Here is a 12,741-nt window from a genome sequence, read left to right on the forward strand (position 1 = left end):
GCAGACCATCAGGTTGACGCTGATCGCGACGATCGCGCGGTCCAGGCGGTGGGTCTCTCGCCGTGGAGCCGGCGTGGCGCGTGCTCAGGCGACACGGGGCTGCTCGCCGGCGAGGCATTCCAAGTGGGCGTCCTGGGCTTCCTCCCACGACACGCCCGACTCTGCGGCTGGGTAGCCGTTCTCCGCGATCTCCTCCAGCACGGAGGCGAGGACGTCGACCTTCGCGCGCTGGTGGCCGCGTACGCCCGGACGGACGCGGCGGCATGCTCATCGAGGGGCTGGCAGTCGGGCATGGGGGCCGGCTGCTCGCTCATCGGGGGCTTCCTGGCATGTGCTTCCACGGTATCGCCAGACTTGGCCCCAGAGTGTGCCCGGTAGCGTATGTACTCAGTGCGCAAGCGAGTTCCTACGTGCGGCTTGCGCTGCCGCGACGGCCGCATCGAAGTCCACGTCATAGAAATACTCGCCGTCGCGGAACGTACCGTCGAGCGCCCCAACGGCATTGAGAGCCTTCTCCTCCCAGTCACGCACCATGGCCTTGACCGGCCGCGAGATCCATCCGCGTACCAGGAAGCATCTGTAGGCGTTGGCCCTGCGCTCGTGGCTCTTCAGGTACTTCAACACGGAGTTGTCCGGACTGCTGGGCTTCCGCGTGATCATGCCCAGTTTCAGATCGGGACCAGGGCCCACAAAGCCGAGCAGGTAGAGACGCCCTCCGGGAGCGTCCAATGGCGCGCCTGCGCGTTCCAGCTCTGCCCACGCCAGCCTCTTCGCCGCTCTCAAATCTTCGAAGTCGACGTCTGGGTGCGGAGCCCACTCGTGAGCTGCGTACGCTGCGGTGACGCGCTGGCGAGCCGCCGGCCCCTCTAACTCGTTGACCATGACTCCGGATTATCGAGCCTGGCACTGACAATGAGCCATGACTTCCTTGGCGCCTTGAGATCGCCGCGGCGCGCAGTGTGGTACGGATACTCGCCATGATCGGCTTCCTGTACGTGATGCACGGGATGAAGGGCAGCAGGTCGTGCAGGCACAGGGCCACCGGCCGGCCGAAGTCAACGGTCCCGGTCCGCTCGACTACGGCCAGCACCTCCTCCGGCCCCCGCGCGTCGGCCTCCACACAGCGGACCGTTCCCTCCGCGCTGCCGTGCAGCAGTTCGTCGGCGTAGACGAGGACGATCGGTCATCGTCGACATAGACGACCGCGGCGTCGGGCGCGACCGCCTACCTCGTGCAGATACGGGGCCGCGGGCAGTCCCGCGCCCACGTCGATGAACTACGCACGCTCTGCCGCGCCAGGTACCGCATCGCGCGGTGTGTGTAGGCGCGGTTGGCCCGGGCGGCTACCTTCGTCTCCGTACGGCCGGGCACCGCGCCAGTATCAGCTATTCCCGGCGCGCCTGTCGCGTGAACTCGGCATGCCTGCCTCCTGCTTGACCACGGCCGGGCCCTGTTCACCGACGGGCGCGGCCTGCGGGCCATCGTCCCACGGCCTGCCCGCCTCGATCCCGGTGCGGGCAGGTTCCGGGCGGCAGGGAGAATGCCGTCGTGCCGCTGACCGGAGAGAAGTACACCCAGCTGAACCAGCCCGAGGCCACCACAGACGGTGAGGACCGTGGGCGGTGGATCGCCTGCGACGAGTCCGGCTGGGACGGTGAGCAACTCGTCGGCCGCCAGCGCCGGTTCATGGTCTACGCCTCCGTCGCCGTCGATGACGTCGAAGCAGCCGCGCTCATACAGCAGCTGCGGGACCAGGCCGGAATCCGGCAGGCCAAGGAACTGAAATTCGACCTGTTCAAGAACCGCACCAACCGGTGGTCGCTGCTGCAGCACCTATGGGAGCCCGGCGGTGCGCTCCACGACAGGTGCTCGGTGTACGTGGTCGACAAGGAGTACGCGGCAGCAGCGAAAGTGATCGACCTGCTGCTGGAAGAGAAGGAGCACGACGAAGGAGGGAACCTGTACGCCGACGGAAAGGCCCGTGCTCTGGCGCGCACGCTCGCGCTCGAAGGACCGCGGGCTCTGCGTGGCACCCTGTTCCAGGAGCTGATGTCCGCGTTCGTGACGCTGGCCTCCCGGCGCGGCACGAGCCGGCAGGACGAGGCGCTCGGCGTGTTCGTGGCCGCCCTCGACCAGGCGTGGGCGGCCTCGACGAGGAAAGCGGTCACCGCACTGTTGGCCCGGCTGCGCGGGACTCGCGACTACGCCGCCACCTTCCACAAGGACCCGGCCGACCCGGTATTTCCGCAGTTAGAGATGCTCATCCCCGCAGTTGCCCAGACGGCCCGCCGGTGGGACCGCCGTGTCGGCCGTGTCAGTGTCCTCACCGATGAACAGCAGATGCTCACCGACGACGCCCTGCGGACCGTGCGAGAGTACGCCTGCGCTCCTGTCGGCATGACCCTGCTGACACGGGAACGCGGTGCCGATGTCGCCGCCGTCGTCCGCGGCGACTCTGTCGACCACCCCTCCATCCAGCTCGCCGACCTCCTGGCCGGTGCGGCAGCAGCCGTCACCGAACGTCACGAAGGCAACCCCTCCGACGTGGGCGAGGGCCTGTGGCCCGTCATCACGTCCTTCGTCGAGCAGAGTTCCCTGCTCCCCTACGACGACCCCGCCGCTCAGCTCCGATCGGTCAAGGAGCGGCCCGTACGCCGTTGAACCGGCATCCGGCCGCCCGGCATCGGGGTCGTCGGCCTGGGGCACAGTGCGGGCCGAGCCCCAGCCGGGCGGGGGCTCGGCGACGAGGTGGGTGGTATCCGCTCTGCATGCGGCCTGGCCTGGATGGGAGGCGGCCGGTCAGGCCAACTGCGGGGGCGCCGGGCGGCCGGCCAACCGCTCGTGCCGGGAATGGCTCTCTTCCGGCGGAGGAGCCGGCAACCGCACCCGGGCGCAGAGCCCGGGAGTCTTTGGGCCGCTGGACGCCGTCTTGAGCCGGTCAGGCAGGCTGCAGGCGGTCGTGTCAGGCGCCGATGCCGATGTAGGAGACGTAGGTGTAGGCGCCCCAGTCGGAGTCGAGTTCGGCGATGATGTCGTCCCAGAGGTCTTCCATGGTGTTCAGGTCGCTGGCGACGAGGGCGTCGACGGCGTCGTCCCAGATGTAGCGGACCTGCCGGTGCTGGATCCTCAGGTTGTCGCGGCGGCGTGGCTCGTCGACGGCGGCCTGGTTGACGGGGTGGATCTCGATGCGGGTGCCGCGGCCGCCTCGGTTGAGGTGCTGCTTGAGGGCACCGGGGTTGGCGAGCACGTTGTGGGCGCGAAGGTTCCAGTAAGCGGTGTCGATCGCTTCGAGGTTGGCGGGGCGTGGGCGCTGGGTGCCGCGGGTCCAGGCGCGGATCGTTGTGGGGCTGGCGTGGATGCCGGCGTCGGCCAGGGCTTGGGGGCCGCCTTTGGTGGTGGTGAGGTAGCGCATGCGGGCTTTCAGGCCGCGGCGGGTGTCGACGGGGGATTTGATTCCGCCGTCGATGATCATGCGTTCGAGGGCGTCTTCGAGGGCGCGGGCGAGGGCGATTTTGCCGTGGACGTTTCCGGGGTCGCGGTCCGCGCCGTAGTTGCCGAAGTTTTTCCATCCGTCGGTCGACATCTATCGGGCGCTCTTCCTCGGCAGGGGGTACTGGTCTTTTTGTTTCATCTGGGTGGTGAGGCGGCCTTCGGTGAAGACGGTGCGCCAGTCGCCGGCAACGTGGAGTTCGTCGGTGCCGCGGACGCGGACGACGGTCAGGCCGTTGCTGTGGGCCCGGTGGGATTTATACCAGAGGTTGGCGAATGCCTGGGAGCGGATGATATGCATCCAGTCGGGTCGGCGGATGTCGCGGTTGACGCTTGATTCTCCGATGGTGGACGTGAATTTCGAATACATGGCTTTGATGTATTCGACGGTTACCGTGTCGTCGGTTTCGAGGGCGTTGGTGCGGGCCTCGGTCAGGACGCGGCGGAATTTTTCCAGGAGGCCTTCGCTGGTGCCGGAGGTCCAGCATTCGGTGATGTGCGGGGCCTCGCACAGGCCGAGGCGGGCGCAGCGGATGAGGAGGCGGATGGTGGCGTCGTCGAGGAGGACGGGGCCGTCTTCGCGGCGGTTGCCGATCGGGTCGGGCAGGTCGGGGTGGTGCCAGGTGGGGCGGGTGGGGAGGCGGTAGATGCCGGAGCGCTTGGGGTCGAAGCCGCCGTGGGGGTCGTGGATCAGGGCGCCGATGGGCAGGTGAGTCTTGAAGGCGGACAGGAAGCTGGCGTTGGTGTCGAGGGCGTTGACGGTGATCGGGGGGTGGGTGCCGTTTTGGAGGGCGTCCGTGAGGTGGGTGTTGGTCCAGTTGTGGCGGCCTTCCCAGATTTCGTCGGCGCCGTCCTTGGTTTTCTTCCGGAGGAATTCGAGGGTTTCCGGGTAGACGGTGTGCTCGTAATTTCCGCCGACGCGGGTCGCCTCGAACAGGGCCATTGCGTTCGGTACGGCCTTTTTCACCAGGGCTTCGGTTGCGGTGGTGATGTCGCCGTCGTGGTCGTGGAGGGCTTCGTCGACGGCGCGGGTGATCATGCCGGTGAAGTAGCTGTAGTCCCGGTTTGCGTAGCCGCCTTGGGGCGGGGGTGGGGCTGTGGTGCGGCGGGGCGATGGCTTGCGTGGGGCGGCCGTGTGGGCCGTCGGGGCCGGCTGGGGGGGCGTGGGGTCCGGGGATGGGCTGGTGGGGGCTTGAAGAGGCGTCTGCGGAGTCACTGCCGAGGGTGTCTGTGGTGCTGGGGCGGGGGTGACGGCGCTGGCGTGGGGGTGGGTGGGGTCGGTGATGCGTGCGTGGGCGAGGTCGGCGTGGAGGGTGAGGGTGGCCTGTGGGCCGAGGTCGCGTTCGGTGACGGTGGCGTGGATCTGGTCGGCGTCGCGGGCCAGGGTGACGGTGATGTCGAGGCTGAGCGCGGCGATCAGCTGGGGGTCGTCGGTGTCGACGGCGGCGAGGACGGGAAGCTCGTGCGTGCGGGCCAGATGAGCGAGGGCCTGGGCGGCGTCGGTGATCTGGGCCGGGCCGGACAGCGGCAGCCGGGGGTCCTCGGCGGTCTGGAGGCGGTCGACCACGACGAGGGCCAGGCCCGGCAGGTCTGGGACGCTCTCGGCGATCGCGTCGGTAGTCAGGTCGGTGCCATCGTCGATGTAGAGCGGGGCTTGGGCCAGGTGGTGGTGGAGGGCTGCGGTGTCGTCCTGCTCGGTGGGGGTAAGGCGGCCGGCTCGCAGGCGGCGATAGTCGACGGGCAGGTGCGCGGCGACGATGCGTGCAGCGATGTCGGCGCGAGTGAGTCCGGAGGCGGCGTACAGGACGGGTTGGTGCTGGTCGAGGGCGCTGGTGCGTGCGGCGGCAGTGGCGATCAGGCTGGATCCGGCGCCCGGGGCGGCGGCAACGAGATAGAAGCGGCCGGGCTGGAGACCGCCGAGGACGTCGTCCAGGGCGCGGATGCCCGTCGACAAGCCCATCAGGGGCGTGGGTGTGGTGGATTCACCGGTGGGGACGGTGGCGGGAAGGACGGTGTCCAGGGCTTGCGCGAGTGCGGCCAGGCGTCGCGGGGTGCGCGGCGCAGTGATGGCTGGTGGGCCGCTGGCCGGGATGGCGGTCTCGTGGCCGGTACCGGGCGTCGCGGGAGCAGGGGCCGGCGGGCCCGGCTCGGGCGGGGCCGAGGAGGGTGCGGGGAGGGCGGTCGGCGGTGCGACCGGGCGCTGGAGTGTCGGAGGGCCGGGTGTCGGGGTGGCAGGGGTTGGAGCGGTAGCAGCTGGCGAGCCGGTGGTGGCCGGTGCGGCTGGGGTGGTGGGTGAGGCGGGTGCAGCAACCGCTTCGGCCGGGGTAGTTGTCGGCGCGGGTGCGAGGTCTTTGGCGGCCTTGGCTTCGGCTGCTGCTGTGGTCGGGAGGGGGTTCTGGACTGCTTGCTGGCCCTCAGGGGGTGTTGTGGTGGAGTCCGGGGCTGCTGTTGCAGCCGGAGCTGCTGTGTCGGGTGCGGGCTCGGCTTGAGGTGCGGGCGGGGTGGGGGTGCCGTCCGCGGCTGCGGGGAGCAGCACGGCGACGGGGGTCTTGTGGCGGCACAGCACCTGGGGGTGGCCCTCGGCGCCGTACTGGATCAGATCTCCGAGCTTTTTTCGGGCGTCCGCAAAGCTGTGGGTTGGGGCTTGGGTGAGGTCCCAGCCCAGTTCGGTTGCGTGGGCGGGGGTGGTGAGCAGTGCATGGTGCGGGCCGCGCGTCAGGGGTGTGGGGTGCCCTTGGATGGCGGCGTTGATCAGCTGTTTGAGTGTGCTGCGGGCCTCGTGCAGCGTCGCTGGGCCGGTGCGCGCCAGGGCGTGTGGTGTTTCCGCGTCAGGGGCGGTGGAGGTTGTTCTCGGCTCGTTCAACGGGCCCTCAACTGACTCGGGTTGGCTGTCCTCGCCGTGTCGGCGGCCGGCGTCTTCGGAGGCTGTCTTGGCCGCTGCGGACGGGGTGGGAGGTGTCGGGAAACTCAGGGGCCAGTTGCCCGCCCAGCGCGGAGCCTGGTCGGACGGCTCCGTCGAGGCTGCAGGCGGGGCAGTGTGGGCGGGGTTGTCCGGCACGGCAGCGCCGGAAGACGCCTCACCGGCGGTGCGGGATGAACGCGAGGAGGACACCCTGGGACTCCAAGAGGAGAAGCGGAAAGCGGGTTGCGAGGGGAAGGTCGGGCAGTCAGCTCGGCAGCGGCCGCCTCTGCGAAACGACCGCGCCACCAAAAATGTAACGCTGCCATCCAGCCTAGCTGACGTTACATAATATTCGCCCGGAATTATGTAACTCCGGGGTTGGAGTCGCGGGTGATCACGGGGCCCGGTCCTGCTCCGGAGGGTGACGGTGTCCAGAGGACGGCAGCCCGTCAGCTCGGGAGCCGTCAGGCGCGCTTAGGTAACCCGCTCCTTGGGTTCTGCCACGGCCTTGAGCTGAGCGCAGAGGAGCGGCCTGCTCGGCGGCGCCTGCGTTTGCCTTTCGGTCTCGTCCTCGGGCTCATCGTCAGGAGCACACGCTGGAGACCCGGTCGCCCCCGCCGACCTGCGCGCTCGAGGGCTGGCCTTGGGCGGCCGCGCATGACCAAGACCGGCGCAGGCACTCACTGACGGTCGGCGTGAGAATGACATGACCTTTCGTCACTCATGTCAGCAACGGGTGAGCACAACCCGTCAGTGCGCGCCATCCCGCGCGCTGTCGCGGTGGTGCGGCATGGCCCCTGGAGGACCTCGGATCGCCGTCGAGGCGGCCGACAGCACACGCCCGCGGCTTTGGAGAACAGCACCAGCATCTCGGGGTGATCGCTGCGCTGTACCTGCGCACCTCCACTGGCGGGTCAGATCGTGTCGCCCTGGGTAGCCGGCCAGCCGAACGGGTCCGTGTGCTCGATGTCGTCCGTCCAGTAGCCGTACCGGTCGCCGAGTACCGACAGCAGTGCCTGAGGGTCGAGCGGGCCAGGGCGGATGGCCAGGCCTAGGCCGCGCGCGGTGCTCACCGCAGCCACGAACAGGTGTGCGCGCAGGGCATGTTCGGTGAATGCCTGGACAGGAACAGGCGGGTCGTCGGGGTGTTCGGGGGCCTGCATCGCGGCGAGGATGCGAGCTCGGTGTTCCGAGGAATCGCCCGGAGAGGGGCGCAGGCCCTGCTGCTGGGCGCGATGGTTTCCGACCGCGTTGGCGATGGCAGTCAGCAGGTGCCAGTCGCGCCACCCTTCCTGTCTCAACTGCGTGGCTGTACGCCGGAAGCCGGGGTCCGCGGCCAGGCGGGGAAGGGTGTAGCGCACGATGGGGAGCATGACCGCATAGCGGTTGCGGACGGTGTCGAAGGCTGTCTCGTGCTCGTAGCCGGGCCCAGGCCCGGTGCGGGCCGGCAGGGCAGCCGGTTTCGCCTGGCCGCGCGGCGTGCCTGCTCCGACGGCCGGGTCGGCGAGCGCGGCCATCGTCTGGTAGTCGCCGGCTCTCAGGAAGTCGGCCAGTTCGTCGTAGGGGCGGCCGACGAACAGCTTGTGCCAGAGGCCGCCAGCGAGCGCCTGCTCGACGAGGTCCATGAATGCCTCGTCGGAGAGCAGCGACTGGGAGAGCACCACCTTGACCACGGCGGTGAGCAGGCGGGACGGCTCTGCTTCCCGGTCCGCGGAGGCGGCCTGGGGCAGGCGCAGCCTCCACCGGTTGGTGCCCCGGTCGGCACTCTGAGCGCAGACGGCGGGCTGGTCATGGGGCAGGGTGGCGTCTGCGCGGATCTCGACGCTCAGGCTGCCGGGCAGGAACAACGGGTCCCCTACGGCGAGTTCACCGAGAAACACCTGGAGTGCTGCGGTGTAGCGTTCCGCGGCCAGCACCGACAGCCGTTCGTTCGGGCAGATGATCTCCCAGTCGACGCCGAGCGCGTTCCAGACATAGCGGCGGGTGGGACCGACATCGCTGAAGGGCCGTCCCATGCCATGGACATCGGCTTCTTCGGTGTACGCCTCTTCAGTCGCTGTGGGGTCGCCGGCAATCGGGGCGAGTAGATCGTCGATGAGCGTGTCGATGCCCACCGAGGCGGTGATCGTGCGGAGCAGGGGGACGAAGCCGGGTCTCACCGCGTCGGCTGCGCGCAGCGTGAGCGCCTGATTGCCCATCATGTCCCAGACGTACGGGTAGCGTTCGTGGTTGTACGGCTCGTCGCAGTAGGCGTTCTGCGCCATGAGGCCGATGCAGAACAGGCGGGTGGCGGAGATCCAGTTTCCGGCCTGGCGGTCGTACTGGGCGGCGAGGACGATGCCGCGGGGGACGAAGCGGTTGAGCTCCGGGGCGTGCGCGGACTTCGCGGCGGTAGCGGCTGCGAGCGCGTACTGCTTGGCGGCAATGGGCAGGCCGAGTTCGCTGTAGAGGCGTGCGCACAGCAGCAGCATGATCAGGCCGCCCTCGAGGGTGTCGCCGCGCAGCCAGTTGGCCTTGGCTTCGTGGATCTCCTGGAGGGCTTGCGGGATGCGGCCGCTCTTGATCAGATCAGGGCGTGGCCCCGGGACTGGGCGCGTTCGCCGCGTGCACTCTGGCCGGTGACCCGGTCGGTTGCCTGATCGAGCAGGTCACGGACCTCCCGGTAGAGCGGGTGGTCCACCAGTACGGGGGTGAGGTAGTCGAAGAGGTCTCCTCCGCGCGGTCGGCCGCCCTGGCGCATCTAGCCTGCGGCTGGCAGCGCCTGCTGGCCGACAAGACCGACCGCCTGCTGGACGCAGGCCCGCCCGCCAACGCCATGGCCCATCTGCTGGCCATGCGAGCCCGCCTGGCCCTGCACACCGACATGACCGCCGACCTCGAATCCGTGCCCGAGGACCTGCCGACCGTCGCGGAGGTCACCGCATCCGTCCTCGAAGCGGTGGAAGCCGGTGAACCAGTACCTGCTCTCCAGATGCGGCCGCCGCTCACGGACCTCGACACCGCCATGAACATCCTGCTCCGGCTGGGCCACCACCTGAACAACGCGCCGCTGTTCCCCATCGAGCACACCGCCGTTCGCCGATCGCAGCGGTCTGGCCCGGCGCACCCTCATCGACCTCGAACACGGCCCCGCGGCCTGCGCGGCGGCGACCAGCCATACCGCCGTCGTGCCGGACACCCTGCTCAGCCCTCGCCGACCGGCCGCATCAGCCCCCGTCCGGCCGCGCATGCACGGAGATGAGCCGCAACGGGTACGGGAGATGCTCACTCACCTCGCCTCCACACTCGGCTGCATCACCTCTCCCGCCGCCCGGCTGCTGGCCCTGCAATGCGCCCTGCGCGCCGACACACACGGCTGCGCCCGGCTGCCGGCCGGCCTGCTGCGCGGCATGCGCCTGCACCGGCGCACCGAGGCGTGGCAGGAACTGGCACAGGACGGCTGGCTCGACCTGCCCGATCCCCGGACAGCGCCTTTGCAGGTGCGGCTGCTTGATGACGCGGCGCTGAACCAGGCCCCGGGCCGCAGCGCCCGCCGGCGCGCCGCCCACTGGGCCCTCAAGCCCGCCCCGCTCCTCGTTGCTGCAGCGGCAAAACCCGCAGACCGCCTGGCCGCTCTGGTCCTGGCCGCCCACACCACCGCGGCCGGCCCCGCAGCCGACATGGCCGTCGTTGCCCGTCTGTGCGGGCACTCCCCCCAGCAGACCGGAGTGCTGCTCGACCGGCTGGTCGCCGGCCGCACCCTGACGGTCTGGCACCATCAGCGCGACACCGACGAGGTGCACTGGCAGCCAGCTCCCCTTCACCGGCCCGTCCCCGGCTCCGCAGACACCTCTGCGCACTGACCGCCGCCAGGTTCAGCCTGCTGCCTCTCAGTCATGCAGCGGAGAAGAATGCAGGTGGCTTCCGTACTATCGCTGTGAATAACTGTGCGGCAGTAACTGCTCCTGGTCACACGACACCAGGCGGAAGAGCACACGCGTTGGATTTCGCATACGCCACGAGCATCGTGATCAACTCCGCTGTGAGGCCGACATGATGTCTGCGCCTGCGCTTCGGTCGACTTCATCCGGGGTGGGCCCGGACGGAAGCTCTGTGCCTGCCTCATCATGTCCGCTGAACCCCTCGCACGGATGCAGGCAGCGGAAGCACCGCAGAGCCCGGCCATTCGGCTGCTGTCCCAGGCTGTGTGCGAGATCCTGCCCATCGATTTCGATCTTCGTGAATCGGGCCAGGGGGTCTCTCGGCCGGGACACCAGGCTTACTTCGTGGATCTGCCCCTCGGTAATGACTGGGTGCGGGTAGGCAAGGACGCTTTGGCCGTCCGTATGAGGACAGCTGCGACGCCCGCATGCGTTGCAGGTGCCTTCTGGGGTGTGGCAGACGGTGAGTTGGTACCGGGTGTCGAGCATGTGCTCACATTCATCGAGGTCCTTCCCGCACAGGGAGCACAGCCGCATCGCGGTGAAGCCGATGGACAGGCCCGATCTGCGGTGCATCAAAGACAGGGGGCAGGTGTCCCAGTAGCTGTCCTCGCTGTACTCGATGTCGCAGCCGAAGATGCCTCCGACCAGGGCAGCGACGTGATGCGCATGCTGATGCGCCAGCTCGGCGAGGTCGGTGTCCTCCAGAAAGTTGAAAGCATCGACAGCCCGGGCCAGCGATGTCCGTGCCCAGTCCTCAAGTTCGGGCCACGGGTGGGAGTGTGCCTGTGCAAGGGACTTCATCGGCACGGCACGTGCCATCGCCTGATACTGGCGGTGCTCGGTTCCGGCGGCCCGCAGTGACACGGACCCCGCGAGGGTGATCTGGGGACGCATGAGCCGGTTGATGCCTCGCCGCAGCCGGCGCTCGGCCTGAGACCACACTCTCGTGAGGTAATCCTGCTGCGCCTTCATGGTGCGAAGTCCTCGCCGGTGAATGGCTTCGGTGGTGGCCTCCCACGACGGGAGCTGCGACAGGGACAGGCCCCAGGTCTGGGACATGCTGCGACAGCACTGCCCGTACAGACGCATGGACTGTCTCAGACTCGCGATTCCCTCCTGGCGCATCATCGCCTGGCGGCCTGGCCCTCCGGCCGGGAGCAGGGGCACGCCAGTGCGGATGAGACATCCGGAGAATCTCATTCGGGGGTGTCCGCCTCCCCGGTGGCATCCGGAGCCGCGGGAGGCAGTGCCGTGGGGTCTTGAGCGGACAGGGCGTTGCGGAGAAGGCCCTCGATGTCTGCGGCCCGGCCGCTGACCTCCAGACCGCGGATGACGATCTCATCCCCGTTCCGTGTCACCTCAGCGGCCTTGACCGTCACGGGTGCGGAGTCGACCTGCTGCGGTGTGCATCCGCCGCCGAGGGCAGAGCGGGCCCGGTGCCACACGAGCTGGCCGATGCTCTTGAGGACGTCGGTGCTGAGGTTGCCCGCGACGGCCACGGCGATCACGGCCACGACATCGATGGCCCCGTACTCGCTGAGATAGCGCCTGTCTTCCCGCGGCAGGGCGAAGTCGATGTCCATGCCCTGATGCCGCATCGTCTTGACCAGGCCGGCCGCGTCGTCCCGGTAGATACCGACGCCGTCAAGGGTCGTGTCCGGGAGCAGGAACAGGCGACTGCCCGCGGAGGCGGTCAGCACCTGCCCGGGCAAGTCCGGGACATCCCAGGATGTCCTCACGTTCTCGGGCGGGTGGGTGTCAGCCATCTGCAGACCATGCTCCCGTCGCTGCCAGTCGGTTCTGCCACGAGGGTAGCGACCGGTGCGTGCAGGTGATGCGGTTGACTTGCTACCCGCCCGTAAGGAGGGAACTGCAGCCCGGCTTCGATGATGCCGGGAGGGACCCGTCACGAACTGGCCGGCGGTACCCGCGGTCTGCGCCGGCCCGGCAGGCGGTTGGAAGGTCCTGATGGCAACTGACAGAGCCTGAGCGTCGGTGTGGGCCCGCTGCCGTGCGTTGAGCAGTGGGTCGGGGCGTTGCGCGGCAGGCCGGGGGTGGTTCGCCTGCCGGATCGGGGGGTTAGAGAGCGCCAGAGGCCACTGCGCGATCGCGCAGGGTGCGCAGGCTGATGCGGACTCCTGTTGCGTCTTCGATGTGCCATTCGTTCATGCCCTGGCAGGTTTTGGTGCCGCGGGCGACAGCGCCGGCTTCGTCGACCCGGCCGTAGGGGGTGCCGCCGGTCGCGGTGAGGATGATGCCGCCGTCTTCGTCGATGGTGGCCCAGTGATCGGTGGAGCGGTAGGTGAGCACGATCCGTGTGCCGGCGGTGAGGATCTGGGCGGCGACCATGCGGGCGACATCGGTGCGGCGGCGCCCGGCAGCCGGCCGGCGCTGCGCGGCGGCCTGGCGGGGCCGGGCCGGCGGCTG

General features: G+C 69.2%; 10 protein-coding genes and 1 pseudogene. 3 read left to right on the plus strand and 8 right to left on the minus strand.

Annotated features, from left to right (window positions below):
• Nucleotides 1-387: 387 nt before the first annotated feature.
• Both FE633_RS48980 and FE633_RS49635 read right to left on the minus strand, forming a co-directional pair.
• Complete coding sequence (locus tag FE633_RS48980) at nt 388-882, minus strand: hypothetical protein (protein WP_246114093.1); 495 nt, start codon at nt 880-882, stop codon at nt 388-390.
• A gap of 130 nt (nt 883-1,012) precedes the next feature.
• Nucleotides 1,013-1,180 (minus strand): annotated as a pseudogene (locus FE633_RS49635) (SAM-dependent methyltransferase); the annotation flags it as partial.
• Nucleotides 1,181-1,548: 368 nt separating this feature from the next.
• On the opposite strand from FE633_RS49635, the gene FE633_RS42960 reads away from it, so the two are divergent.
• The gene (locus tag FE633_RS42960) at nt 1,549-2,661 is read left to right on the plus strand and encodes a DUF3800 domain-containing protein (RefSeq protein ID WP_138050602.1); all 1,113 of its coding nucleotides are present in this window, start codon (nt 1,549-1,551) and stop codon (nt 2,659-2,661) included.
• 301 nt (nt 2,662-2,962) lie between these two features.
• Here the strand turns inward: FE633_RS42960 and FE633_RS42965 are convergent, their stop codons facing one another.
• From FE633_RS42965 to FE633_RS42975, 3 genes are all read right to left on the minus strand, one after another.
• Nucleotides 2,963-3,583, minus strand: coding sequence for a hypothetical protein (locus FE633_RS42965; RefSeq protein ID WP_138050603.1), 621 nt, complete (start codon nt 3,581-3,583; stop codon nt 2,963-2,965).
• Nucleotides 3,584-5,449: a DnaB-like helicase C-terminal domain-containing protein gene (locus tag FE633_RS49385; RefSeq protein ID WP_138050604.1), complete on the minus strand. Its 1,866-nt coding sequence runs from the start codon at nt 5,447-5,449 to the stop codon at nt 3,584-3,586. It abuts the gene before it with no gap.
• 1,856 nt (nt 5,450-7,305) lie between these two features.
• Nucleotides 7,306-8,862 (minus strand): hypothetical protein, encoded by a 1,557-nt coding sequence (locus FE633_RS42975; protein ID WP_138050605.1) that lies wholly within the window; start codon nt 8,860-8,862, stop codon nt 7,306-7,308.
• A 104-nt stretch (nt 8,863-8,966) separates the two neighbouring features.
• Between FE633_RS42975 and FE633_RS42980 the strand changes: the two genes are divergently transcribed.
• Nucleotides 8,967-9,632 (plus strand): hypothetical protein, encoded by a 666-nt coding sequence (locus tag FE633_RS42980; RefSeq protein ID WP_138050606.1) that lies wholly within the window; start codon nt 8,967-8,969, stop codon nt 9,630-9,632.
• Between the two features lie 19 nt (nt 9,633-9,651).
• Complete coding sequence (locus tag FE633_RS42985; protein ID WP_138050607.1) at nt 9,652-10,233, plus strand: hypothetical protein; 582 nt, start codon at nt 9,652-9,654, stop codon at nt 10,231-10,233.
• Between the two features lie 168 nt (nt 10,234-10,401).
• Here FE633_RS42985 and FE633_RS42990 read toward each other — a convergent pair whose 3' ends face one another.
• The 3 genes from FE633_RS42990 to FE633_RS43000 all read right to left on the minus strand — a co-directional run.
• Nucleotides 10,402-11,373 (minus strand): hypothetical protein, encoded by a 972-nt coding sequence (locus FE633_RS42990; protein WP_212747345.1) that lies wholly within the window; start codon nt 11,371-11,373, stop codon nt 10,402-10,404.
• A 137-nt stretch (nt 11,374-11,510) separates the two neighbouring features.
• Nucleotides 11,511-12,080 (minus strand): hypothetical protein, encoded by a 570-nt coding sequence (locus FE633_RS42995; RefSeq protein ID WP_138050608.1) that lies wholly within the window; start codon nt 12,078-12,080, stop codon nt 11,511-11,513.
• Between the two features lie 313 nt (nt 12,081-12,393).
• Nucleotides 12,394-12,741: restriction system modified-DNA reader domain-containing protein (locus FE633_RS43000; RefSeq protein ID WP_171060358.1), on the minus strand; the 348-nt coding region annotated here is incomplete at its 5' end.

This window comes from Streptomyces montanus (assembly GCF_005786655.1).
Lineage (GTDB): Bacteria > Actinomycetota > Actinomycetes > Streptomycetales > Streptomycetaceae > Streptomyces > Streptomyces sporangiiformans.

What these genes read in the sequence shown, in the direction of transcription:
- FE633_RS48980 (WP_246114093.1), bottom strand. Translation starts at nt 882, where the DNA reads ATGGTCAACGAGTTAGAGGGGCCGGCGGCTCGCCAGCGCGTCACCGCA.
- FE633_RS42965 (WP_138050603.1), bottom strand. Translation starts at nt 3,583, where the DNA reads ATGTCGACCGACGGATGGAAAAACTTCGGCAACTACGGCGCGGACCGC.
- FE633_RS49385 (WP_138050604.1), bottom strand. Translation starts at nt 5,449, where the DNA reads ATGGGCTTGTCGACGGGCATCCGCGCCCTGGACGACGTCCTCGGCGGT.
- FE633_RS42975 (WP_138050605.1), bottom strand. Translation starts at nt 8,862, where the DNA reads ATGCTGCTGCTGTGCGCACGCCTCTACAGCGAACTCGGCCTGCCCATT.
- FE633_RS42985 (WP_138050607.1), top strand. Translation starts at nt 9,652, where the DNA reads ATGCTCACTCACCTCGCCTCCACACTCGGCTGCATCACCTCTCCCGCC.
- FE633_RS42990 (WP_212747345.1), bottom strand. Translation starts at nt 11,373, where the DNA reads ATGTCCCAGACCTGGGGCCTGTCCCTGTCGCAGCTCCCGTCGTGGGAG.
- FE633_RS42995 (WP_138050608.1), bottom strand. Translation starts at nt 12,080, where the DNA reads ATGGCTGACACCCACCCGCCCGAGAACGTGAGGACATCCTGGGATGTC.